Source organism: Nocardia vinacea (genome assembly GCF_035920345.1).
In the GTDB taxonomy this organism is placed as follows: domain Bacteria; phylum Actinomycetota; class Actinomycetes; order Mycobacteriales; family Mycobacteriaceae; genus Nocardia; species Nocardia vinacea_A.
Genome location: NZ_CP109149.1, coordinates 9357642 through 9380811 on the forward strand (window position 1 = coordinate 9357642; position 23170 = coordinate 9380811).

Annotated in this window: 21 protein-coding genes and 2 pseudogenes; 11 read left to right on the forward strand and 12 right to left on the reverse strand. The window is 64.5% G+C overall.

What is annotated here, in order from left to right; genetic code table 11:
* Nucleotides 1-179: 179 nt before the first annotated feature.
* The 6 genes from OIE68_RS42400 to OIE68_RS42425 all read left to right on the forward strand — a co-directional run bounded on the left by OIE68_RS42400 (nt 180) and on the right by OIE68_RS42425 (nt 7339).
* Entirely contained in the window at nt 180-2075 is a 1896-nt protein-coding gene (locus OIE68_RS42400; RefSeq protein ID WP_327096509.1) for a beta-ketoacyl synthase, read from the forward strand.
* Nucleotides 2072-3667 carry a PfaD family polyunsaturated fatty acid/polyketide biosynthesis protein gene (locus OIE68_RS42405; RefSeq protein WP_327096510.1) on the forward strand — a complete coding sequence of 532 codons (1596 nt, stop codon included), beginning with the start codon at nt 2072-2074 and terminating at the stop codon, nt 3665-3667. Before OIE68_RS42400 ends, OIE68_RS42405 begins: the two co-directional genes overlap by 4 nt.
* Nucleotides 3668-3890: 223 nt before the next feature.
* Complete coding sequence (locus tag OIE68_RS42410; protein ID WP_327096511.1) at nt 3891-4223, forward strand: hypothetical protein; 333 nt, start codon at nt 3891-3893, stop codon at nt 4221-4223.
* Nucleotides 4224-4226: 3 nt separating this feature from the next.
* On the forward strand, nt 4227-5504 hold the full coding sequence (locus OIE68_RS42415; protein ID WP_327096512.1) for a hypothetical protein: 1278 nt from the start codon (nt 4227-4229) through the stop codon (nt 5502-5504).
* Between the two features lies 1 nt (nt 5505).
* A complete protein-coding gene (locus tag OIE68_RS42420; RefSeq protein ID WP_327096513.1) occupies nt 5506-6165 on the forward strand; it encodes a hypothetical protein in 660 nt (219 codons plus the stop codon).
* A gap of 139 nt (nt 6166-6304) precedes the next feature.
* Nucleotides 6305-7339 (forward strand): RDD family protein, encoded by a 1035-nt coding sequence (locus OIE68_RS42425; protein WP_327096514.1) that lies wholly within the window; start codon nt 6305-6307, stop codon nt 7337-7339.
* 24 nt (nt 7340-7363) lie between these two features.
* Here the strand turns inward: OIE68_RS42425 and OIE68_RS42430 are convergent.
* Nucleotides 7364-7456: pseudogene (locus tag OIE68_RS42430) on the reverse strand (carbohydrate ABC transporter permease); the annotation flags it as partial.
* Nucleotides 7431-7778 (reverse strand): annotated as a pseudogene (locus OIE68_RS47330) (ABC transporter permease subunit); the annotation flags it as partial. The pseudogenes OIE68_RS47330 and OIE68_RS42430, both read right to left, overlap by 26 nt.
* Nucleotides 7779-7896: 118 nt before the next feature.
* On the opposite strand from OIE68_RS47330, the gene OIE68_RS42435 reads away from it, so the two are divergent.
* Nucleotides 7897-8592 carry an SGNH/GDSL hydrolase family protein gene (locus OIE68_RS42435; protein ID WP_327096515.1) on the forward strand — a complete coding sequence of 232 codons (696 nt, stop codon included), beginning with the start codon at nt 7897-7899 and terminating at the stop codon, nt 8590-8592.
* A 22-nt stretch (nt 8593-8614) separates the two neighbouring features.
* Nucleotides 8615-10036 carry an MFS transporter gene (locus tag OIE68_RS42440; RefSeq protein WP_327096516.1) on the forward strand — a complete coding sequence of 474 codons (1422 nt, stop codon included), beginning with the start codon at nt 8615-8617 and terminating at the stop codon, nt 10034-10036.
* Between the two features lie 263 nt (nt 10037-10299).
* On the opposite strand, the gene OIE68_RS42445 is transcribed toward OIE68_RS42440, so the two are convergent.
* On the reverse strand, nt 10300-10659 hold the full coding sequence (locus OIE68_RS42445) for a hypothetical protein (RefSeq protein WP_327096517.1): 360 nt from the start codon (nt 10657-10659) through the stop codon (nt 10300-10302).
* Nucleotides 10660-10935: 276 nt separating this feature from the next.
* Between OIE68_RS42445 and OIE68_RS42450 the strand changes: the two genes are divergently transcribed.
* A complete protein-coding gene (locus tag OIE68_RS42450) occupies nt 10936-11748 on the forward strand; it encodes an SDR family oxidoreductase (RefSeq protein ID WP_327096518.1) in 813 nt (270 codons plus the stop codon).
* 170 nt (nt 11749-11918) lie between these two features.
* On the opposite strand, the gene OIE68_RS42455 is transcribed toward OIE68_RS42450, so the two are convergent.
* Genes OIE68_RS42455 through OIE68_RS42490 form a run of 8 tightly spaced genes read right to left on the reverse strand, consistent with a single transcriptional unit; the run spans nt 11919 to nt 19695 of the window.
* Nucleotides 11919-12731 carry a carbohydrate ABC transporter permease gene (locus tag OIE68_RS42455; RefSeq protein ID WP_327096519.1) on the reverse strand — a complete coding sequence of 271 codons (813 nt, stop codon included), beginning with the start codon at nt 12729-12731 and terminating at the stop codon, nt 11919-11921.
* Complete coding sequence (locus OIE68_RS42460) at nt 12721-13662, reverse strand: sugar ABC transporter permease (RefSeq protein WP_327096520.1); 942 nt, start codon at nt 13660-13662, stop codon at nt 12721-12723. Before OIE68_RS42460 ends, OIE68_RS42455 begins: the two co-directional genes overlap by 11 nt.
* Nucleotides 13663-14514, reverse strand: a complete 852-nt coding sequence (locus OIE68_RS42465; protein WP_327096521.1) for a metallophosphoesterase — start codon at nt 14512-14514, stop codon at nt 13663-13665.
* A complete protein-coding gene (locus OIE68_RS42470) occupies nt 14511-15884 on the reverse strand; it encodes an ABC transporter substrate-binding protein (RefSeq protein ID WP_327096522.1) in 1374 nt (457 codons plus the stop codon). The genes OIE68_RS42465 and OIE68_RS42470 overlap by 4 nt, the downstream gene beginning before the upstream one ends.
* A gap of 39 nt (nt 15885-15923) precedes the next feature.
* On the reverse strand, nt 15924-17051 hold the full coding sequence (locus OIE68_RS42475) for an ABC transporter ATP-binding protein (RefSeq protein ID WP_327096523.1): 1128 nt from the start codon (nt 17049-17051) through the stop codon (nt 15924-15926).
* Between the two features lie 8 nt (nt 17052-17059).
* Nucleotides 17060-17953: an alpha/beta fold hydrolase gene (locus OIE68_RS42480; protein WP_327096524.1), complete on the reverse strand. Its 894-nt coding sequence runs from the start codon at nt 17951-17953 to the stop codon at nt 17060-17062.
* Nucleotides 17950-18528, reverse strand: coding sequence for a YiiD C-terminal domain-containing protein (locus OIE68_RS42485; protein WP_327096525.1), 579 nt, complete (start codon nt 18526-18528; stop codon nt 17950-17952). The genes OIE68_RS42480 and OIE68_RS42485 overlap by 4 nt, the downstream gene beginning before the upstream one ends.
* A 9-nt stretch (nt 18529-18537) precedes the next feature.
* Nucleotides 18538-19695: an acyl-CoA dehydrogenase family protein gene (locus OIE68_RS42490; protein WP_327096526.1), complete on the reverse strand. Its 1158-nt coding sequence runs from the start codon at nt 19693-19695 to the stop codon at nt 18538-18540.
* 144 nt (nt 19696-19839) lie between these two features.
* Here OIE68_RS42490 and OIE68_RS42495 point away from each other — a divergent pair, with 144 nt between their 5' ends.
* Nucleotides 19840-20769, forward strand: coding sequence for a PDR/VanB family oxidoreductase (locus OIE68_RS42495; RefSeq protein WP_327096527.1), 930 nt, complete (start codon nt 19840-19842; stop codon nt 20767-20769).
* Nucleotides 20770-20936: 167 nt separating this feature from the next.
* Nucleotides 20937-21635, forward strand: coding sequence for a hypothetical protein (locus tag OIE68_RS42500; RefSeq protein WP_327096528.1), 699 nt, complete (start codon nt 20937-20939; stop codon nt 21633-21635).
* 186 nt (nt 21636-21821) lie between these two features.
* On the opposite strand, the gene OIE68_RS42505 is transcribed toward OIE68_RS42500, so the two are convergent.
* Entirely contained in the window at nt 21822-23045 is a 1224-nt protein-coding gene (locus OIE68_RS42505; protein WP_327096529.1) for an ROK family protein, read from the reverse strand.
* Nucleotides 23046-23170 lie beyond the last annotated feature (125 nt).

Genomic DNA, 23170 nt, shown 5'->3' on the forward strand with positions numbered 1-23170 from the left:
GTCCGGCGGCGCTGGGAAGCCCGGCAGCGCAGGGAAGCCCGGCGGCACAGGAAAGCCGGGGGGCCCAGGGAAGCCCGGGGGCGCACGAAACGTCTTCGGCGCACCAAACATCTGCGGGGAGCGGGACGCCTGGGGTGCATCAAATGTCTGTGGGGAGCGGGACGCCTGGGGTGCATCAAATGTCTGCGGGGAGCGAGGCGCCAGAGGCGCACCGAACGCCTGCGGTGCACGAAGTTGCGATGCCGACGGTGACCGCACTGCCACATTTGCACACCCAGGGACCGCTTACCGAGATTCGTTCGGGCGTCGTCGCCGCGCACCGCGCCGCGCTGAACGCCCAGGTCGCAATGCAACGGGCGATATGGCAGCGGACTGCGCGCCCGCAGACCCCCGATACGGCAACGGAACAGCGGCGCAGCGGATCGCCCATCTTCGGCGCACGCATCGCTGCCGCACCGGAGTGGGCATTCAAGCCGCCGGCCCGCACCACGCGGACCAGTCTGGATCGCGCGGCATTGCTACGCCTCACCGAGGGTGATGTCACCGGTGTGTTCGGATATCGGCGCTCCGGCGTCGAATCCGTCGCGCGACTATCGGCGGCGGGTCCCTTGGTGCTCACCGAGGTAGTAACTATCGAACTGCGCGGTGGCACCGGGCACGGTCGCGTGGTCGCACATTTCGACGGCGATACGTGGGCGGCTGCGGTACAGGCGGCGGAGGTGTTCGCACTGTGCACCGGAATGCACCTGTGCCTCTCGCGGAGCACGTTCGCCAGCATGCCCGGTACGGCGGAAAGTGCAACTGGCACAGTTGAATTCGTAGTCTCCGATATCGACCTGGTGCCCCGACCGCATGTCACCGGCACCGCGACCATCGCGGGTACCGCTCCGCTCCAGGTCACCGTGACGGTGGCCGAACCGGCGGGCGCGGGCGTCGGCCCAGGTGCCGCCGTACCTGGCCTACTGCTCAACGAATTCCACATGACCCACCTCGCCCGCGGCGATCAAGCCATCGCCATGGGACCCGAATTCGCCGAATACACGGGCGTCCGAGCGACCCGCCTACCGACGGGCGGGCTGCTCCTGGTCGACCGTGTTCTCGAATTCGACGGTGCCCGTGGCAAATTGGATGGCGCGACGTACCGTACCGAATACGATTCACCCGCCGATTCCTGGTACTACGGCGATACCGCCAACGAATCCATGCCGCATTTCGTGTACATGGAGACCTCGCTGCAGGCGGCGCTGCTGATGGGCTACTACGCCGGTCCCACGCTCACCCAGCCGGGTGTCACCCTGAGCCTGCGCAACCTCGGCGGCACTGCGACCGTCCTGCGCCAGGTAGATCTGCGGGACAAGACGATCGAGCAGACCTCGCGCCTGCTGTCGACGACGATCCTGCCCGGCTCGTCACTGCAGAATTTCGACTACACGCTGAGTGTGGACGGTGAACCGTTCTATACCGGCGAGACCATGTTCGGGTACTTCAGCGACGAAGCACTGGCGAACCAGACCGGCCTCGACGCCGGACGGTCCGTCCCGACCTGGCTGGACGAGCATCCGCAAGCCACCCGCACCATCGACGTCGCCGCTCGCCGCTCGGATCCGAATGCCCGGCTGTGTGCGCGACGCACCCTGGCACTGATCGATCGGATCGACGTGGTCGACGGCGGCGGAAAACACGGTGCGGGATATCTGCATTCACTACGCGAAATCGACCCGGCGGACTGGTATTTCGCCCGCCACTTCCACCTGGACCCGGTGATACCGGGATCGCTCGGAGTGGAATCGGTCATCCACGCCATCCAGGAGTGGATGCTCGATGCCGGATTCGCCGACACCATCGGCGATCCGGTCTTCCGCATCCCCAGCGATATCGCCTTCAGCTGGCGCTACCGCGGCCAATTCCTGCCGACCGACGCAACGGTGCGGCTGGAGGCGCACATCAAGGAAGTCCGCAGGGGCGCAAACGGTGTCACCGTCATCACGGACGGTTCGCTGTGGAAGCCGGGGCTGCGCATCTACGAACTGGTCGATCTGGCAATCGAACTCGGTGAGCGAGAGGAGCGGCCGTGACCGCATTGTCAACCACCGTCGTCGCGGAAACCGCCGACGACATCACGGCCGTACTGCTCGACGTGCGGCAACCGTGCTGGATCGTGCGGCACGACGGCCGGATGGGCGCGACCTCGGATGCGGCGGTCGCGGCACGATCGCAGGTACTCACCGCGGTCGCGCCGCTGCCGCCGGAGTTGCTAGGGGACAGAAAGTTCCACGTGGCTCACGGCGTGCGCGCGGCATACGCGGCAGGTGCGATGGCCAATGGCATCGCCGCTCCGGCCTTGGTTGCGGCGATGGCGCGTGCGGGCTACCTGGCGTCATATGGTGCGGCCGGGGTGACGCCCCCGGCGGTGGATGCGGCGCTGGCCGAGCTCAGTTCGCTGGGAAAGCCCTTTGCCTGCAATCTGATTCACAGTCCGTCCGAACCGGCGCTGGAACGCGCGATCGTCGATTCCTGCCTGCGCCACCGTGTGCGCTGCGTAGAGGCCTCGGCATTCATGGGCCTGACCACCGAGGTCGTGCGATACCGGGCGGCGGGCCTCGGCATCGACCGGCACGGCCGGATCGAGGTGCGCAATCGCCTGATAGCCAAGGTGTCCCGAGTCGAGGTCGCGGAACCCTTCTTGCGACCGGCACCTGTCGCTCTGCTGCGCCGATTGGTCGAATCCGGTGATCTGACACCGGAACAGGCCCGCTTGGCCGAACATGTGCCGATGGCCGACGACATCACCGCGGAAGCCGATTCCGGCGGCCACACCGACCGTAGGCCGTTGCTCGTGCTGTTCCCGGAACTGGTCGCCGCGCGCGATCGGATTGCCACCACCGTGCCCGCGGCGGCGGCGGTGCGGATCGGTGCTGCCGGCGGTATCGGCACCCCCGCCGCCGCTGCGGCGGCCTTCGCGCTCGGTGCCGCCTATGTGGTGACGGGATCGATCAACCAGGCCACCCGCGAGGCGGCCCAGTGTGAAACAACCAAACAGCTACTGGCCCGAGCGGATTTCGCCGACTGCACGATGGCGCCATCCTCCGACATGTTCGAACTCGGTGTGCAGGTCCAGGTCCTGCGCCGCGGCACCATGTTCGCCGCCCGCGCCCAGCGCTTGTACGACACCTACCGCGCCTACGCCGGGTTGGACGACATCCCCGCCGACCTACGCCGCGACCTCGAGGCAACCCTCTTCCGGCGGCCACTGGAGACGGTATGGCAGGACTGCGTCGCCTACTTCACCGAACGTGACCCCGGACAGTTGGCCGGCGCGGACGAAGATCCAAAACGCAAGATGGCCTTGGTATTCCGGTGGTATCTCGGGTTGTCCTCCGGCTGGAGCATCCGCGGCGAAGCCGACCGTACCGCCGACTACCAGATCTGGTGCGGCCCCGCCATGGGCGGCTTCAACAACTGGGTCGCCGGAACCTACCTGGCCGCCCTCGACAACCGCCACGCAGCCGACATAGCCGACCAAATGATGCTGGGCGCGGCCTATCTCACCCGAATCGCGCAACTCCGCACCGCAGGCGTACGCCTACCAGCCGAATGCACCCGCTTCGTGCCGCGACCCATACAGCAGCCAGCTGGCCGAGCTGGCCGCGTCGAAAGCCGTTGCTGAGCCCGCGTTCTCATCACCCGCTGGGTGTGGTCTACGGTGTCTTGACGATCTCGCGCAACGATCCGCTGTACAGATTCGGCGTATTTCGCAGGGGGATGGGGGTGTTCACGTACTCGATGGAACCGACTTCCATGTGGTTGCGTCCAACTACTGAGGCATGTGGTCTTCCGCCGCTCCCATCCCGGGACCGGCTCGAGCCATATCGGTATGAAGGAGCGTGGACATGGCCAGTGTTCTGAGTACGGACATAGAGGTGCTCGGTAAGGCAGTCCAGTCTCTGAAGAGTGCTGAACAGGTGCTCACCGATGCTATGAAAGCGATGTCGAAAGACAGCCATCCCGACATCGGTACCAAAGAGCTCAACGCCGCCGCTGACAGCTTTCAGACTCGATGGAAATTCGGCATCGAACGCATCGGTGAGTCGGCCAAGACGACCGCGGAGGGCATTTCGAAGTGCCTCGAGGCTTACCAGACAACCGACAGCGCCTTCGCGAAGGCGCTCGAACAGGCCAAAGCGAGCGTCAACGGTACCGACACGCCGAACGCGCAGGGATAAGGCATGAGCGACAACCCCTACCCCAACCTGGGATTCAACCCTGTTCCTGGCTCGGTGAACGACGTGGCCGGCATGCAAGGACAGATCAACAGCGCATACGAAGCCGTCAAAGAAACGAACGGATTGTTGAGTCGTTTGCGCAACAACAACGACGATGTATGGAAGGGCGCCGCCGGCAATGCGTTTCGCGCCAGCTTCGATGCAACGCTGGCACAGGACCTCAACTATGCGCAGAGTTCACTCGAAAAAGCGGTGGCACTGATCCAAGAGTGGCACACGAACCTCGTCACCTTGCAGGAAACCGCCAAGGGATTGGACACCGAGGCCGCGGCGGCCAAGGCGCAGCACACGCAGGCTGTCGCGACATTGAGCAGTGCTCAGTCCAATCCGGACTTGTCACTGGCGAACCACACCTACACGGACGCGGAAAGTCTGCGGGCCGCGCAGACACGCATCGATGCCGCAGTGGCCCAGGTGCGGACTGCGAGTGCGGCAGTAGACGATTGGCAATCGAAGATCGATGCGATCATCAAACGCGCACGCGACCTGGAAACAGCGCACGACACGCTTGCCCGTCGTATCGCCCGGGAGTTGGACGCCGCCGCAAAGGATTTCGCTCCCAGCCCACCGGACAAGAGCATTTGGGACAGGATCACCGACGCCGTCAAATCCTTGGGTGAATGGATCGATGAGCACCGTGAGGGGATCCATCAAGTGCTGTCGATCATCGCAGCGGTCGGCAGTGTTGTCGCCGTCTGCACACCCCCACCTATCGACGCCATCGGTTTCGCGGTCGCAGCCGCTGCCACCGGCGGCTTGATAGCACTGGATCTGTCTGATCCAGAAATACGACAAGGCCTCGCGAACGGCGATTTGAGTACATGGGGCAAAGTCGGACTCGACTCCTTGGGGATTGCACCGGTCGGCGGCGCTGGTATTGCTTCGGCAAAGGTCGGCTGGAGCCTGTTCAAGGGCGGGGAGGCTGTTGCGGCGGGAACGCACGCCCTACAGGGAGTCGGTGTCGGTGAACGGTTCGGTGCGGCCGCGTATAACGCGGTGACACATGAGCCCTTGCTGTCGTCGAAGATCGTCGGTGCGCTCGGGGGGTCGAAAGTCGCGGAAGTCTTGAAGCTCGATGGTGCAGCCACCAAAGTACTGCAGCTCACCGGCGTAGCCGGGCCGCATGCGTCCGTCGCCGGAGTCGAAGCGGTGGACCTGTTCGCCCGTTCGGGCAAAGCGGTTTCCAAGATTCTGGACCCATTCAGTGGAGGTGACGACTGACATGCCGACAACCGACACATCCGCAAATGTATCGATCACAGTCGAGATCCCATCGGGGTATATGGCGCTACCGCTCGACACCATTGACGATTCCATCGCACAAGCCGAATCGCTGTTCGCTTCGCTCGGCCCCGGCACAGTGAGCTCCAGTGCTCCCGCGGTCCTTCGAACACTGAGGGTGTTGCTTACTCGCCTTGCACAGCTCAACACCATGTATTGCGGCCTCGGGAGGCACGTATCAGCAGACGGCCAGGAGATCTCGTCGACGCTGACCATAACGGCGACCGAGTATGGTGACCAAAGAAACCCACGGCTGACGCTGGGCGACGTGCTCACTGCGAGGCGAGATGCCGGTGAACGATTCAATAATGCCGAATTCGTCGAGGTAGCAGGGCAACTGATGCTGTTACTCGACCGGGTGAGAACTGTTCCAACCCCCGACCTGCCCGTATACGACACCTCCGAAACCGAGCAGTCGATCTATCAAATCGAGGCCGTTGTTTCCGCACCGGACGGATCTGCGATCGCCGTCATCGAGTTGTCTACGCCATTCGTAGAGTACGGGGAAGAGTATCTCCTGCCGGTTGCCGCGATGGCCGCATCGATAGAATTCGCGGTCACCCCGAGACAGTCGACAGGCCCATCCTCGTTGGATCTGTGAGGGTTTCGATGTGAATCAGACCAGCGTAAGGGACTCACCTCCGGCGATTTCTTGCCCGGAGACCAAAGCAGCGACACGGAAGGGGATGGTCGTTCGGTGGTCGCTGCTTCTGATCGGGTTGGCGTTCCTGGTCTTGACTATGGTGCTGATCGACGTTGGCGACCGAATCGAGTCCGAGAGCCGATCGGCGGTTGTCGGTGTCGGCAGGAATGTTGCCGCGGTCGGTATGACTGTGGGGCTGATCTTCGGCGTATCTTTACTCTGGATAAACCGCAGAAGGCGCAGAGCGCTCAAACGCTATCCGTGGGTTGCGTGGCCGATGAACTACATATCCACCGGTCGCTATGAATGGGTCGAACTGCTCGATCAGAACCGTCGACCGGTGTCAGCGCTGATCCTCAGCACCTGGCCACACGACATCGGAAAGCTGGTGAACCACAAGACAACAGAGGTGTGGTTCGCCGGCGATCCGTCGAAGTACGGAGTGATCTCCAGGCCCGGTGGCGCAGACATTCGATATGCCTACTTCTCCAAAGGGCGCCAGCCCCCACGTCTCACTTACCGGCCGGCTGACCCGGTGGGCGCGATCGGCCGGAACGAACCGGAGCCGCCTGCCGCAGGGTACGAGTTGACCCGGGCACGCGGTGGTCGGCTGCTGATGAAGCCCACCGGCGAACATGCGGTCGAGTCGGCGCGCCATGGCTCGAAAGGGGATGTCAGGTACCCGTCACCCCGCATGCTCCGCCGAGCGTTGGCGTTCGCCTTCGACTGGACCCTGCACCTTGGCGTCGGGTTGGGCGGGGCGGTCGCTGTCAGTCCCGAATTCTCCGCCCAGGCCGCTACGCAGTTCGACTGGAAGCATGTCGGCGTCAGCCCGTTCATCGCTCTTGGTTTCTGGATGGCGGGCTCCGTGTTCGACCGTGTTGTTGTTCAGGCGGTCTTCCACACGACGGTGGGCAAGGCACTGTTCGGCTTGCGCGTTATTCGGCCCGATAACGGCGAATATCCCGCTTTCGGAAAGCTCTTGGGCGTGTGGCTGGTCGATCTCTACCTGGCACTGGCCTTTCCGATCGCACTCGTCGCCAATTCTGATGCCCCAGGACCCGACAGGGTCGAGGACTACTTCCTGCCGGCTGTACGTAGACGAGATCTGCACCGGCGTGAGATCGGCTGAGCTCCCGTGTGGCCGCGGATCGACTTCGGTGCTGATGAAGCTGCGTAGGCCGAGTTGTAGGACGCTGTTGGATTGGCGGAGAACGACTGCGGGCCAGAAGTATTCGTTCCAGGCGTTGCCGGATCTGTCCCGGACTGGCGCCGTCCACCTGTGCGGCCTCGTCGTAATCGCCGCTGATACCGGCCAATCCGGCCCACACCACCAGCACCGCGAAACCGAGTAGCTGCCAGCCGGTGATCCCGATGATGACGGCGTGCGCGGTGGCCAACGCAATCAACACCGGCAGCACAACGGTGAACGGAAGCATGCCTAGAATCAGTGCCCCCGTCCGCCCGACCGAATCCCAGAACGCCGGAAGTTCCACCAGCCGTTCGTAATTGCTGGTGCCAACCGGCTTCATCGGCGAGGTCGGCAGGAGATTCCACGAGTAGGTGGACAAAATGCACCCGCTTCGTGCCGCGACCGATGGAGCGCCGATAACCAGGTTTGGACCGGGCCCGGTCGGTAGACGGTGATGGCCTTGAGAAAAACATACGACCGACCGTATGCTCTCCCGTATGGAGCAACAAACCTTCACCGAGGCGACCGACCCGTTCTGTCTAGACCAGGCGGATGCCGCGGCATTACTGACTGAGGCCCCGTGGGGCAGGTATGCCGTTGTCGGCGACAGCCTTTCGGCGGGAACCGGCGATCTCACCCCGGGCTACCAGGATCAGGGCTGGTCAGACCGGGTTGCTGGAGTCTTGCGGTCGGTCCGGCCGGATCTGGAATACCTCAATGTCTCCGAGATCGGGGCAACAACAGCCCAGACGCTCGAGAACCAGGCGCCTCGCATGCTCGAGTTCTCTCCTGACCTGCTCCATGTGCCATGCGGGGCCAACGACATAGCGCGGCGCAGGCCGGACTTCGGTGCGATAGAGCGAACGCTTCGGCAGATGTACGACCTGGCGAAGGGGACCGGCGCCTTGCTGACCACTTTCACGCTCGGCAGGGCGTATGTCGTCCCGGTCTTCCCCGACTGGGCGGAGCGGATTGCCGCGGTCAACGAGATCGTGCGCGGGCTGGCTTCCGAATACGACGCCATCGTGGTGGACATGTGGGATCACCCGGTCAACGACCGCGACAACCTGCTCAGTGCGGATCGTATCCACTTCTCTACCTCGGGCCAGGCTGTCATGGCGGCCGAGGTGGTCAAGAAGCTGGCCAATTCCCTTGGGCGCACGAATAAAGAGGTCTCTTACCGTGGCAAGTAGTCAGCAATCAGTTGGCCAGCCGGTGGTGGCCGCGAAGGCTGACGCCATTCCGTGGATGACGATGTCGGTTGTCTTGACCGCGCTGTTCATGGCGGTCCTCGACTCGTTCATCGTCGTGGTCGCCGACCCCTCGATCGTGGCGGACTTGCATGCCTCCGCCGGCGATGTCCAGTGGGTTCTGGCGGGTTATCAGCTCAGTTACGCGGTCTTCATCATTACCGCTACTCGCCTGGCCGACCTGCACGGCCGCAAGCGGATTTTCCTGCTCGGGGTTGCCCTGTTCACGCTGTCTTCAGTCGCTTGCGCACTATCACCGAACGCAGGCAGCCTTATCGCCGCGCGTGTCATCCAGGGCCTCGGAGCCGCCCTAATGGTTCCTCAGGTGTTCGCGTACGTCACGGTGCTGGTGCCGGAGGCGAGGCGGCACAGCGTATACGGCGTAGTCGGCATCGTCCTCGGTATGGCCACCATCGGCGGACAGGTCATCGGCGGACTGCTGATCGGCGCCGATCTGTTCGATTCCGGCTGGCGCCTGGTGTTCTGGGTGAACGTGCCGATCGGAATTGTCATGTTCCTGCTCGCCGTGCGATCCGTGCCGCAGACAGGCTCGGCCGCCACCCGCAAGCTGGACATGCCCGGCGTCCTGACGCTCAGCGCGGCACTCTTCCTCCTGGTGCTGCCGCTGATCCAGGGGCAGCAGACAGGCTGGCCATGGTGGGTGTGGGCTTGCTTCGTGGGCAGCGCGGTCGCGTTCGGCTTGTTCGTCGCGATCGAGCGGGGCCTGGAACGGGGGGGTGAGGATCCGCTGGTACCGCTGACGCTGTTCGGACAGCGCTCGTTCTCGCTCGGGCTCATTCTCGTCCTCGCCCTGTACGCGCTGATCTACTCGTATTACCTGGCCTTGTCGGTAACGTTGCAGCAAGGCCTCGATATGTCGGCGCTCGGCGCGGGCCTGGTCTACACGCCGGCAGCAACCGCATTCTTCGTGTTCAGCATGGTCGCGAGCCGGATCATCCCGAAATATGGACGACGTGTCCTCGAGGTCGGGGCGATCATCCTGGCGAGCGGTTACCTGGCGACCGGCCTATTGCTGGTGTCGGGCCCGCGGATCACTCCGCTGCTCTTGATCCCCACCCTCATTGTGCAGAGCGTCGGTGGCGGACTGGTTATCACGCCGGCGCTCAACACGGTGCTGAGCCGCGTCGAGCCTGAGTCGGTCGGTGTCGCGTCAGGGGCGTTGTCCACGGCCCAGCAGTGTGGCGGAGCGCTAGGCGTTGCCGCTATCGGAGCGGTCTACTTCAGCTCCTTCCATCCCGCGGAAGTCGGCAGGGTTGCCGCCGCCGGCCACGCCTTTGCCTTCGCGTCCTTCGGCACGTTCGTAATCGCTGTCATAGCGGGCATTGTCGTCTTCCTTCTGCCGAAGCGGCCGGCGGCCCAGGCCTGAATGCGAGGATCACCAGTCATGGAACGCGCGGCCGAGCCACTCGCCCGGAACGAACGCCCGCGCCTCGAGGCCAAGACCGATCGCGTCATTCCTTCGAGCTCACGCGCACCGATCCGTAGGGATGCGGCCTGTCAGGGCGGTGATAGGCACAGCATGCGCCTTTCGGCAATGACCCACCGTGCAGAGATGTTGGCGGCCAACCAAATTGCGGCTTGTCGAGCACTTCTGCCAGCGGGCTCGGCTACATGTGTTGATGTCGTCGATCACTGCCCGTAGGAGTACCGGAGATCGGCGAAGAGGAGTTGATTGAGGCGGTGGCGGAGGTGTCCGATCTTGCTCTGGTCGGGCGGCGGTCCGTATGCCAGCAGCGTGAACCGCAGCGATGTGCACCCACCGTCGACAGCCGTAAGGTCTAAGCGCACCTGATCGCCGGGCCTGCTGGGCCACAACGACGACCACACCACCATGGCGGGCTCGTCGGCGTTCAAGACTGTCGGTTCTACCTCGTCCGGCAGCAGGTCGAGCCAAGGCCGAGCGCCTGGGCGCTGGGGCTCGGTCAGCGATTTCCAGACGGTGCGGGGCGGTGCAGGCAAAATTCGTGCCCTGGAACCGATCTCCCTCATTCGAGCAGCGTATGCCGTCCGGCGCCGACGCCACTGTCTGCAAGTGTTCGATCGTGCGGTGGACCTTGTCAGAGCCGGAACTATTGCGCAACAAAAGGTTGCGCGTTTCTGATACTCGTGAAAGAGTGATACGCAACCAATGGTTGCTTATTGGAGGTCTGGAGTGGAGTCCGGCGTCAGCCACCACGACTGCTGGAAGAAATCTCTGGTGACCTCCTCGACCGACGTCGGCGCCCCTGTCGACGTCGCACTTGATGAAACGGAGTCTGATCGGATATGAGTGGATTGCTGCTCGAGGATAAGAGCGCTGTGATCTATGGCGGCGGGGGTGCTATCGGCGGCGCTATCGCACGGGTATTCGCCCGGGAAGGCGCGAGGGTCTTCATCGCCGGGCGGACGCAGGCGAAGCTCGACGCCGTGGCGCGTGATATCGCCGCCACGGGCGGAACAGTCGAGACCGCACAAGTTGACGTTCTCGATCAACAGGCGGTCGAAAAGCACGCCGATGCGGTCGCGGCGACGGCCGGCAGCATCGACATCGCCCTCAACGCCGTGAGCGTCATGCACGACCAGGGGACTTTGCTGGCGGACCTCTCGCTGGAGGAGTTCATGCGGCCGATTGACGGCTTTCTGCGGACGCTGTTCATCACGAGCAAGGCTGTGGCACGGCACATGGGTCGAGAGCGTCCTGGCGTCATCCTGACTTTGTCCGAGCCGGGTTCCAAACTGGCTGTAGCCGGCATATTGGGGCACAGCGTGAGCGCGGCAGGCAAGGAGGCCTTCTCGCGGAACCTGGCCGCGGAGCTGGCGCCCAGCAACACCCGGGTCATCGGCATCCGTCCACACGCTGTCGTCGATGCGCCGGCAGCGGGTTCCTATACCAAGGACCTCTTCGAGCAAATCGCGGCAGCGGCCGGGCAGTCGGTCCAGGAATTGCTCGAAGGCGGGGCGATGGCGCAGGGGACGCTGCTGAAAAGGCTTCCTACGTTGTCTGAAATAGCGGAGACGGCCGCGTTCCTGGCTTCGGATCGAGCTGGATCCATGACGGGAGCAATCGCCAATCTGTCCGGCGGCGCACTCGTCGACTGAGTTCATGCTCGTCATCGATCAACTATCTGCAGATCATTCAGTTTGTGCAGCCGCCGCACTAACCGGTTGTCGCGGAGGGCCGGAACACGCACCTACAGCTTCTCGGCCCTCCACGACCCCTGTACATGGACCGATCGGCCGCCTGCAGTGAACCAGCAGTCAACGCCCTGTTATTTCAACCCCGACCGCACGAACGCGTTCACAATATGCCGCTGTAGCAGCAGGTACATCACCAACACCGGCAGGCAGGCCAGACTTGCCAGCGCCATCATCGGCCCCCACTGATCACCTTCGGTGCCCATAAAACTGCGTAGACCCAGCTGGAGCACGCTATTGGATTGGCGGAGAACGACTGCGGGCCAGAAGTATTCGTTCCAGGCGTTGATGAACAGCAGAATAGCCAGCGCGGCGAGTGCCGGGCGGAGGTTGGGGACGACGACGGTCCAGAGGATGGACCAGGAGGAGCGGCCGTCGATTTTGGCGGCGGCGACGAGTTCCTTCGGAAAGCCGGCCATGTGCTGGCGCAGTAGCAGTACCGCGAGTGCCGAGCACAGGGTCGGCAGGACCACGCCGATCAGGGAGTTGATCAGTCCGAGCCGGGTGAGTAGCACGTAGTTCGGCAGCATCGTCACCTGGAAGGGAACCAGCCAGGTGCCGACGAACGCGAGGTACAGGATCCGCTGGAACGGGAAGGTGTACATCGCGAACGCGTAGGAGGCGAGCAGCGCCACCAGCAGCTGTCCGGCCGCGGACAGTGCCGCCACGAAGAAGGTATTGCCGATCAAGCCGACTACATCGACCTTTTCGGCGGCATCGGTGTAGTTGGCGAAGGAGATCGGCCACGGGACGGGCGAGAGTGAGGTGACATCCTCGGGGCGCCGCAGCGAGGTGGCGAACAGCCAATAGATCGGGAATACGCACACGACGGCGGTGACCGCGAGCAGCAGATGGCTGCTCGCGGTTCGCAGACGGTCAATCATCATGGAAGGCAACCCTTTCCGAGATCCACACCAGAATCCCGGCGATCACACCGAATCCGGCGAACAGCAGCACGCCGGCCGCGGCGCTGAGTCCGGCATCGAAGCTGTGGAAGGCATAGTCCCACAGCAGGTAATAGATATTTGTGGTGGCCTGCGCGGGCCCGCCCTGTGTCATCGAGTCGATGAGCGGAAAGGTCAGTGTGGGACTGAGCAGCACGGTGGTCAGCACCAGGAATAGCAGCGTGGGGGAGAGCAGCGGCAGGGTGATCCAGCGCTGGATCTGTCCCGGACTGGCGCCGTCCACCTGTGCGGCCTCGTCGTAATCGCCGCTGATACCGGCCAATCCGGCCCACACCACCAGCACCGCGAAACCGAGCAGCTGCCAGCCGGTGATCCCGATGATGACGGCGTGCGCGGTACCCGCGTCGTATACCCAGTTGCGATCCGAGCCGAGCGCCTGGTCGACGAAGCCACTGCCGGGATGCAACAGCCACCGCCAAACTGCGGCTGCCGCAACAGGAGCCACCAGGAAGGGCACGAATATGAAGGCGTGATAGATAGTCCGGCCCCGCACCTGCCTGCTGGCCAACGCAATCAACACCGGCAGCACAACGGTGAACGGAAGCATGCCTAGGATCAGTGCCCCCGTCCGCCCGACCGAATCCCAGAACGCCGGAAGTTCCACCAGCCGTTCGTAATTGCCGGTGCCAACCGGCTTCATCGGCGAGGTCGGCAGGAGATTCCACGAGTAGGTGGACAACTCGAACGCCTGCACCAGCGGCCGATAAATCCACACCACCAGCAGGAACAGCGCGGGTGCGAGATACAGGTAGGGCACCACGAACCGCCCCGCCCGGCGGATCCGGGCGAGGCGGCGGGTCTGCGGCACCGGCACGATGTCCGGTGCCGCAGTGGGTATTTCGACTACGAACATCTACCTGGCCTCGGCGGCCAGTGCGGCCAACTGCTCGAGCACATCGGATTCGGCCCGGTCGTAGACGGTTTCGGCGGGTGTCGCCTCGATCGCGGTGGCCACCAGTGTCGTACCGAGCAGATCGATCCGGCTGTAACCGAATCCGGTCAGACCCCGGTGCCGTCCGAGCGGTGCGATCGTATCGATTCGGTACGCCAGCGCGGGCCCTATCCACACCGGAATGCCGCCGAGCGCGGCCGCGCCCGTCAGGTGGTTGTGCCCGCAGATGATCAGTCGCACATCCGATCCGTCCAGCACCTCGCCGAGTAGCTCCGGCTGCTCGAGCCGCAGATATTCGGTAGCGGCGACCGGTGACGGAATCGGCGGATGGTGCAGCACCAGCAGTGTGCCGTGCGGTGCGGGTTCGCGCAGTTGATCGGTCAGCCAGTCCAGCTGTTCGGGTTCGAGCCGCCCGTCGTGCCTGCGCGGTGTGCTGCTGTCCAGTGCGATGATCCGCAGTCCGGCGATGTCGAACACCTGGTCGTGGGTGACGTCCGGGTCGACCGAATCCAGACCGAGCAACTCGATGCCGAATGCCGTGCGCTCGTCGTGATTGCCCATCGTGTACACCGTCCGCGCACCGAGTTCGGCGGCCACCGGCTCCACCGCATCACGCAGCCGCCGATATGCCTCCGGTGACCCGTCATCGGTCAGATCCCCGGATAGCACCAGCGCGTCGATGCGCTGCTGCGAGGCCCGCAGCTGCTGCAGCACCTGGGTGAGGTTGGCGTAGGTGTCGATCATGCCGTGTACCCGTTCCCCGGTGGCCCGGATGTGGGTATCGGTCAGCTGAACGACGGTCACCGTGCTCATGACGCGGGCAGGAGTTTGGCGCCCTGTTCCCGGGCGGTGGTCAACGTGGACTGGGGATCCTTGCCCTGGAACACGATCGACTCGACCGCGTCCATCATGCCGTCACGGATCTGCAGATAGTTGGTGCCCGGCATGGAGATCCACGGCTCCATATTCGCCAGCTGCGCGACATTCGGCTTCAGCAAGGGATTCTGCTCCGACCAGGTCTTCAGCCCATTCGGATCGTCCATCAAACCGGTACGCAGCGGCAGATATCCGATGCCCTGCGAGATCTTCGTGTACGCCTCCTCACTGGTGAGAAATTTGATGAGCTCCCACGACGCCCGCTGCTTGGCCGGGTCATTGGACAGAATGTGCAGCGACGCACCGGAATTCGTCGGCACGGTCGGCTTACCGGCGAAGCTCGGCATGGGTGCCGCGCGCAGATCCCACTTGTCCTTGGCGCCGGTGACGAAGGTGCCCTGGATGGCGCTGGTCTCCAGGATCATGCCGATTTCACCGCGCGCGAACGCTTCATAACCCTGCTTCTGGTTCAGCTTCGGCATGCTGCCCGAATCGACCAGTTGCTTGCTCATCTGGGTGACCTCGACCGCGGGCGCGTCCGCGAACGACAGCGACTTGCGGTCCTCGGAGATGACCCGGCCGCCATTGGAGCGCACCATCGACTGGAAGCACCAGTCCTTGGCGGTCTTGGTCAGGCAATCGATGTACACACCGCCCTTGCCGGTCTTCCCGGTGATTGCGGCGGCCGCATCGGAGACCTGCTGCCAGGTGGCCGGCGGCTTGGCCGGATCGAGTCCGGCCTCGTTGAACAGTGAGGCATTGAAATACAGGACGGGCGTGGAGAATACGAACGGAACACCGTAGGTGTGGCCGTCCCAATCCGCGAGCGTGCGCGCCTTCGGGGCGAACGGGTATTTGGCCCCGTCGAAGTTGTGCTGCACTTCCTGCTTGGAAACCAGCGTGTCCAGCGGCTTGGCGCCGAGCTGGTGGATGGTGTAGTCCAGATCGCTGAAGCCGAGCTGCGCGACATCCGGCGGGGTGCCCGCGACCATCTGGTTCTGAATGCTGGAGATGGTGTCGGTGGCCGGGTTCGGGCTATTGCCCTGCGGCTTCTGCGCGGTCACCTTGATATTCGGGTACTTCTTGCCGAAATCGGCGATCAGCGCATTGAAGGTGTCGGTCCACGCGCCGGCGAGTCCGTAGTTGTAGGACTCGAACACGATGGACACCTGCTGATCCGGCTTCAGTTCCGGGATCTGGGCGGTGTCGGCATTCGAGTCGGTGGTGGTGCTCCCGAGGCCGCCGCAGGCGCTGAGCGCGACGGTGGTTGCGAACACCAGGCCCAGTGCGGGCACGGTGCGTTTCACGGTGGTTCTCCTCATCGATGAAGGGGTGGTTGCTACGAATCAGGCGACGGCGACGACGGCGCTATCGTTGACCGAATCCTGGTGCGGCTCTTGCCAAGTCAGGCGCAGTCCGGATTCGGGGTCGAACAGGTGCAGGTGTGCGGGATCGACGCGCAGCCCGATCGGTTCGTCGGCGCGCACTCCGGCCGGGCGCGGTGCACGGGCGCACAGCGCCTGCTCGCCGGTGCTGAAGTGGATCAGTTCCTCACTGCCCAGGTTCTCGACCATCGTCACGTGGCCGCGGATAGCGGCGTCGGCCGAGTCGATGCGCAGTTGTTCGGGGCGGATTCCGGCGATGACCGCGATGTCGGCATCGAAATCCACTGCGGTTATGGCCAATTCGGTGTCTATGCCATCGGCCACCAGGAACAGGCGGCCGTCGCGCTGGGTGACGACCGCGGGAAACAGATTCATCGGCGGGGCGCCGAGGAAACCGGCGACGAAGGTCGAGCGCGGACGGTCGTAGAGTTCGGTCGGGGTACCGACCTGCTCCACCTGACCGTCATTGAGCAGTGCGATCCGGTCCGCCATGGTCATCGCTTCGACCTGGTCGTGAGTGACGTAGAGGAACGTCGCTCCCAACCCGCGATGCAGCGAAATCAGTTCGGCCCGAGTAGCACTGCGCAATTTTGCATCCAGATTGGACAACGGTTCGTCCATCAGGAACGCACCCGGATCGCGAACCATGGCGCGGGCCAGGGCAACTCGCTGTCGTTGCCCGCCGGACAGCGCGGCGGGCTTGCGCCGCAACAACTCGTCCAACCCCAGCGCTGCCGCCACCTCTGCAACCCGCGCGGCGATCTTCGCACGTGGTGTGCGCCGCGCCCGTAGTGGGAAACCGATATTCTTCGCCACCGTCAGATGCGGATACAGCGCGTAACTCTGGAACACCATGGCCAGGTCCCGCTGCTGCGGTGCCCGATGGGTGATATCGGTGTCGTCCAACAGGATTCGGCCGTCGGTCGGATCCTCCAGACCCGCGATCATCCGCAGCAGGGTGGATTTCCCGCAGCCGCTCGGTCCGAGCAACACCATGAACTCACCGTCGGCGATATCCAGGCTCACCTCCCGCACCGCATAGGTCGTGCCGAAGTGCTTGGATATCTTCTCGATGCGCAGTTGTGCCACCAGATCTCCTAGACCGGCAGCTCGCCCGCGACGACCCAGGTCGCCACCCGGGCCGCGATCGCCGGTGCATCCTTGACCCACTGGAAGTGGTCGCGGTGGTCGACCGGCGCATTCTCGTCGATATGCCACTGGGTGACCCGGGCGTTCGGCATCCGGGAGACCAGGAAGTCGACATTGGACTTCGGGCCGAGCACATCCTCGGACAGCGAGATGACCAGCACCGGCAGTGTCATCCGGCGCAGCAGCGTGTTGTATTGCCGCGCTGTGCCTTTCGGGCGGTAGTAGCTGGTCAGCGAGTGCATCGACCAGTCCCGCATTACGCGGCCGGGCATCGGCGCGGGGATCAGCACGCCGCCGGGCCAGTGCCCCTTCCAGCGCGATACCAAGCCGATCCACTGGATCTGGCTCAGTGCCTCGTACCAGCGGCGCGGTCCGAACGCCCACCAGAACACGGTGCCGGTCCCGATGACGGTCACACCGGCGACCTGGTCGGGTTCGGCGGCGGCGAACAGCAGCGCGAGCTGGCCGCCGAGGCTGTGTCCGAACAGGTGGATCGGTGCCTCCGGAAAACGCGCACGCACCGCGGAAACTATCGCCGGCAGATCGATTTCCAACATCTCGCGATAGCCGAAATCGCTGTGCAGCCCGAATTCCGGCTTCGCCTCACCGTGCGCGCGCAGATCGCAGGTGGCGACCGAAAGCCCCTGGGCGTTCAGCTCTTTGGCGAGGGGCAGATAGTTCTTCGCCTTCATCGCCATGGCGGGCAGGATCAGCACCACCGGCGCACCGGACTTCTTGGCGGGCAGGAAGCGAACGGTGAATTCGACGCCATCGGCGGTCGATACGGTGGTCGACTCCAAACTGCGGAATTCCGAACTCTTCTGGGGTGCAGCGCTGGTCACTGGTCAGCCTCCGTGATCGCGATATCGCAGACGTAGTCGAAGGTGAACTTCGCGACGACCACATCGGCGTCGTCGAGCAGCACCGCCTTGCCGGACAATTCGAACCGGTTCGAGGCGGTGGCGGCCAGCACCTCGGCGAGTTCACGCTGATCGACGGTGGCGATGGCGCGGATCCGCCCGACCGCCGGTTTGCGATAGGACGCCGTGCCCGCGCGCAGCACCAGTCGCTCGACGGTGTCCAAGCGGGTGGCGGCCGCACCGACGAAGGCCGCCGCGCCACCGATATCGGCGGCGGTGAACAGCGCACCGGCGTGCACGGTGCCCATGTGGTTGCGCACGGTGTCCACGGCGGGAATCTCCACGACCGCCTGTTCCGGCGAGATCTCGGTGATCAGAGTGCCGACGTGTCGTCCGAACGGCACCATATCCTGCGATACCGCGCGCAGATATTCGTAATCGACCGCATCGCAATCGAGTTCGGGATATGCGGCCGCGAAGCCAACGATTTCACGCGTTGGCCCACCCGTCACCCGGCCGTCACGCCTCATGGAGTCGCTTCGCGATACTGTATTCATTTCTCTCCTTCAGCGATTGCGCAGTGCGCGACGGGCGATGGACCAGCGCAGCACCTCGGATGGCCCCTCATAGATGCGGAAGGCCCTCGCCTCCACCAGGAATCGGGCGACCAGATAGTCCTCGCAGACTCCGAGTCCGCCGTGCAGCTGCACCGCCCGGTCGAGCACCCGCCAGACCGCTTCGGAGACAAAGGTTTTCGCGATCGACGCATCGTGGCGCGCCTGCGAGGATGTCGGCCCCTGCTCGTCGATGGTCTCGGCCGCCGTGCGGATCACGCCGCGGGCCGCGGCGATATCGATCTCGTTGTCGGCGACGAGTCCCTGCGCCAGACCATGATCGGCGATCGGCACACCGAAAGCCTTGCGGGTGCTGATGTGTTCGATGGCGAGGTGGTGCGCGCGCACGGCCAGCCCGAGCCAGTTCATGCAGAACACCAGGCGCGAGGGCGCGAGCCGAACCTGGGCCAGTACCAGTCCCTGACCGACCGCGCCGAGTACGGCGGAATCCGGTACCGCACAGTCGACGAAGGCGATCTCGCAGTGTCCGCCCGGCGCACTGGAATGGTCGAGCGTCGGCATCCGACGACCCACCTTCAGGCCCGGATTGTCCTGGTCCACCAGGAACATGGTGGGTCCGTCAGTGGTTTGCGCGACACAGATGGTGAACGCGGCACCCTGGGCGCCGGTGGTGAAATGTTTGGCGCCGTTGATGATCCAGCCGTCGTCGGTCTCCTCGGCGACGGTCTGCAGCATGCCGGGATCGGAACCCGCGCCCGGAGCTGGTTCGGTCATCGCAATGGCCGAGCGCACCTCACCGGCGGCCAGCGGCGCGAGATAGCGCTGCTGCTGTTCGGCATCGGCCACATGGGCGAGCAGGTGGATATTCCCGTCATCGGGCGCCCAGGCGTTCACCGCGATCGGGCCGAGCAGACTGGCTCCGGCCGCTTCCAGCACCCGCGCCTGGGCCCTGGTGTCCAGGCCGAGTCCGCCATATTCCGGGGCGGACAGCGGGCCGAATACGCCCGCCTCCTTCGCCTTCTTCTGTAATTCGAGCCGCAGCGCGTCGTCCATGACGCGCCCGTCGACGACGACCTCGCGTTCCACCGGAATTACCTGGTCACGTATGAACTGGGTGGTCTTGTCCACCAAATGCGCCACAGTGTTCATGGCGTCAGTTTCGGTGGGCGGGCGGCGTCTGAGTCGGGTCGATAGTCAACGTCGATTGTGCGAATCGACTGCGCATTCGTCCGGTGCGGATCGGCGGTCTCTCGGCGACGGTAGTCGCGAAGACGAGATAGCCGAGGGGACCAGATGACGGACATTCCGGTACGGGTGTCGGCCCGCCGTGACGAGGCCGAGGGTGTGTTCTCGCTCGAGCTGACCCCGGTTGCGGGCGGGCAGCTGCCGTCGTGGGAGCCGGGCGCACATATCGACGTGGCGGTCGGCGCCGCGGGGGTGCGGCAGTACTCGCTCTGCGGTGATCCGGCGGATCGGCCGCACTGGCGGATTGCGGTGCTGCGCGAGCCGGAGGGGCGCGGTGGGTCCGAATATCTGTACCGGACGGCGCTCGAGGACTCGGAGCTGCGTATTTCGGCTCCCCGCAACAATTTCGAGCTCGTCGAGCGTGCAAGTTACGTGTTCATCGCGGGTGGTATCGGAATCACTCCGATCCTGCCGATGGTGGCCGCCGCGCAGGCCGGTGGCGCTGAGTGGGAGCTGTACTACGGCGGACGGACCCTGGCGCATATGGCCTTCGCCGAGGACATCGTTCGCTACCCGCAGGCACGACTGCTGCCACAGGACGAGCACGGACTGCTGCCGATCACCGACATCCTCGCCGAGCACTCCGATGCCGCGATCTATTGCTGCGGACCAGAACCGCTGCTGGTCGCCGTGGAAACCGAGGGGGAGCGGCGCAATTCGGACGTGCATGTCGAACGGTTTGTGCCGCGGTCGGTGGTATCCGTGGCGCGCGGCTGCTTCGAGGTCCAATTAGCGGGCAGTGGAAGAACTTTCCGCGTCGGCGCGACTCAGTCCATCGTCGACGTCCTCGATGCCGCGGGGATCGAGATCATCACCTCCTGCCGCGAGGGCACCTGCGGCAGCTGCGAAACCACCGTGCTCGCAGGCGATATCGACCACCGCGATTCAGTGCTCACTGCCGAAGAGCAGGCACGCGGCGACACGATGATGCTGTGCGTCTCCCGGGCGGGGTCGGGGGTGCTCGTCCTCGACCTGTGACCGAGCGCAGCGAGGGAACCATCAACACAGCACCTGACAGGTTGCAGCGGAGCCGAGCGCCAGCGAGGCGGAGCTGTGACCTCTGAACCTGTCGGCGCGATCCGCGACCGGCATGCGGCGCGCTCGCGCGCCGACGTCCCCGAAAATCCGAGAGGAAAGTAGTAACGATGAGGAAAATCGTTGCGGTGGCCGCCGGACTGGTCGCCGCAGTCGGGATCGCCGCCGGTACTGCCGGTGCGCAGACCGACGGTGACGAAGCGGTCGGATTCACCGCCTCCGCCACCGATACCCAGACCATCATCAAGACCGACGCGGGCGCCATGGTTGTCGAGGACGGTGTCTTCAAGATCAAGGCGAGCAACGGCACCGTACTCACCGGCATGCCGCTGAAGTTCCGCGTCGACGACTTCGAATTCCCGATCGTCGCCGATATCGCCGACCACTCCGCCACCCTGACGCCGCAGTTCGACATGGGGCACGCGACCTACAAGCCGGTCGCGCTGCCCTTCGAGGACAAGGCACCTTGGAAGAACGAGTACGACCGTGAGCAGGCCGCCTGGTCCCGCATGACCAGCACCATCACCATGGGCGCCACCATCGGCACCCTGGTCGGCGGCCTCAGCGGCGGCGCCATCGGCTGTGTCCTCGGCGGTATCGCCGGCGCCACGGTCGCCTCGGCCGCCATCATCGGCCTGTTCGGCGCGTTCATCCCGGCTGCCGCCATCGGCTGCCTCGGTGGCATCGTCGCGGTCGGCGCCCTCGGCACCCTGGCCGGTCAGATCTTCATCACAGCCCCGGTCGCCATCGGCGCGGCCATCCAATACTTCTCCACTATCAACCAGCCGCCGTTCCCGCCGGCAAAGTAGATAGCGAAGAAGATCCCAACGGCGTTCGTTGGGGGACACCCGACCCCGCCCGGTTCCTCACCCCGGGCGGGGTCTTCCCCCTGTTGGTCGCCTGATCACGTGGTACTGGTGGCGGTATCGGTCGAGAGAGTGCCTCAACCAGTTCCACGTGATCACTTGTCCAGTAGTGCATCTCGGAGGTGTCGGCTAGGTACTCGTGGAGCGGATGGCGCGGCGGGCGGCTATGGAACCGAAGGTTTCGCGGTCGGCGAGGAAGCCTTCGAGGGCGAAGGTGGCGGCGCCGAGGCTGACGGGGTTGTGGGGGAGGGTGCAGAGTTGCAGGGTTACCGCGGTGAAGGGGTCGGACATGGCGTGGTGGGCGGCTACGCGGCGGGTTGCGTCGAGGAGGCGGTCGCCGAGGACGTTCGCGACGAGGTCGCCGAAGACCATGGTGCGGGGGTTGAAAAGGTTCACCAGGTTCGCGACGGCGACACCCAGGTAATTGCCGGTCTTTTCGATGACGTCGCTCGCGATGGGGTCGTCGCTGGCGCCTATGGCCGCAATGGTGGCGGCATCGTCGGCCGCGAGTAGCGGACTGGCCGGGGCGATTTCGCGCAGGGTTTGCACGATGCCGCGCGCGCTCACGTATGCCTCGACGCAGCCGTGACGTCCGCAGCGGCATTCGCGTCCGTCGATGACGAGGTTGGTGTGCCCCCATTCGCCCGCACTATTGGTCACGCCGCGATAGAGCGTGCCGTCGATGACGACACCGATGCCGACTCCGGCACGTAGCGTGACGACGATCAGATCGTCCACATCCCGCCCGGCGCCGAACCAAAGATGCGCTGCGGTACTGGCTTTCAGCGGATTGTCGAGATACAGCGGGTGCGGCACCCGCGGTTGCAGCAGTGATTTCAACGACACGTCGTGCCAGTCCCAGTACGGCGAGAACACCGAAACGCCGCCCTCGGGTTCCACCAATCCCGGCACGCTCAACCCGACCCCGAGTACCCGTTCCGCATCGTCGGCGGTCAGCTCGCCGATGCCGCGAACGATCAGCTCGGTGACATCCTCGGGCCGGGTGGCCGCGGGATCCACCGGAATCTCGACCGACCGCAGCACCGTCATGGCCAGGTCGAAAAGGTCGAAGTGGATGCTGGTTTCGGCGATATCGACTCCGACGAGCATCCCGCGCGCCGGATTTATCGCCAGCTGTGCACGCGGCCGCCCGATGCCGGGCGCGTCGTAGCCGAGTTCGGCGAGCACCCCGACATCGAGTAGTTCGGCGATCATATTGCCCACCGTCGCGAACGAGAGCCCGGTGGCGCGGGCGATCTCCTGACGGCTGGTGTGGCCCTCGGCGGCATAGACCGCCTGCAGTACATAGAACCGATTCCGGCGTCGGATATCGCGCGCGGTCAGCTGGTACACGGTCGGGCCATCTCCTTCCGATTGATATTCGCAGACGCTACCCGAGCACTTCTGACAACACTATTTACAACGGTTATCCGAAGTCCTACTGTAACCCAGGTCACTACAAGACGCCGAGTGCCCGG

What these genes read in the sequence shown, in the direction of transcription:
- OIE68_RS42425 (WP_327096514.1), top strand. Translation starts at nt 6,305, where the DNA reads ATGGTGCTGATCGACGTTGGCGACCGAATCGAGTCCGAGAGCCGATCG.
- OIE68_RS42415 (WP_327096512.1), top strand. Translation starts at nt 4,227, where the DNA reads ATGAGCGACAACCCCTACCCCAACCTGGGATTCAACCCTGTTCCTGGC.
- OIE68_RS42420 (WP_327096513.1), top strand. Translation starts at nt 5,506, where the DNA reads ATGCCGACAACCGACACATCCGCAAATGTATCGATCACAGTCGAGATC.
- OIE68_RS42460 (WP_327096520.1), bottom strand. Translation starts at nt 13,662, where the DNA reads ATGTTCGTAGTCGAAATACCCACTGCGGCACCGGACATCGTGCCGGTG.
- OIE68_RS42400 (WP_327096509.1), top strand. Translation starts at nt 180, where the DNA reads ATGTCTGCGGGGAGCGAGGCGCCAGAGGCGCACCGAACGCCTGCGGTG.
- OIE68_RS42450 (WP_327096518.1), top strand. Translation starts at nt 10,936, where the DNA reads ATGAGTGGATTGCTGCTCGAGGATAAGAGCGCTGTGATCTATGGCGGC.
- OIE68_RS42500 (WP_327096528.1), top strand. Translation starts at nt 20,937, where the DNA reads ATGAGGAAAATCGTTGCGGTGGCCGCCGGACTGGTCGCCGCAGTCGGG.
- OIE68_RS42485 (WP_327096525.1), bottom strand. Translation starts at nt 18,528, where the DNA reads ATGAATACAGTATCGCGAAGCGACTCCATGAGGCGTGACGGCCGGGTG.
- OIE68_RS42495 (WP_327096527.1), top strand. Translation starts at nt 19,840, where the DNA reads ATGACGGACATTCCGGTACGGGTGTCGGCCCGCCGTGACGAGGCCGAG.
- OIE68_RS42490 (WP_327096526.1), bottom strand. Translation starts at nt 19,695, where the DNA reads ATGAACACTGTGGCGCATTTGGTGGACAAGACCACCCAGTTCATACGT.
- OIE68_RS42455 (WP_327096519.1), bottom strand. Translation starts at nt 12,731, where the DNA reads ATGATGATTGACCGTCTGCGAACCGCGAGCAGCCATCTGCTGCTCGCG.
- OIE68_RS42445 (WP_327096517.1), bottom strand. Translation starts at nt 10,659, where the DNA reads ATGAGGGAGATCGGTTCCAGGGCACGAATTTTGCCTGCACCGCCCCGC.
- OIE68_RS42410 (WP_327096511.1), top strand. Translation starts at nt 3,891, where the DNA reads ATGGCCAGTGTTCTGAGTACGGACATAGAGGTGCTCGGTAAGGCAGTC.
- OIE68_RS42465 (WP_327096521.1), bottom strand. Translation starts at nt 14,514, where the DNA reads ATGAGCACGGTGACCGTCGTTCAGCTGACCGATACCCACATCCGGGCC.
- OIE68_RS42435 (WP_327096515.1), top strand. Translation starts at nt 7,897, where the DNA reads ATGGAGCAACAAACCTTCACCGAGGCGACCGACCCGTTCTGTCTAGAC.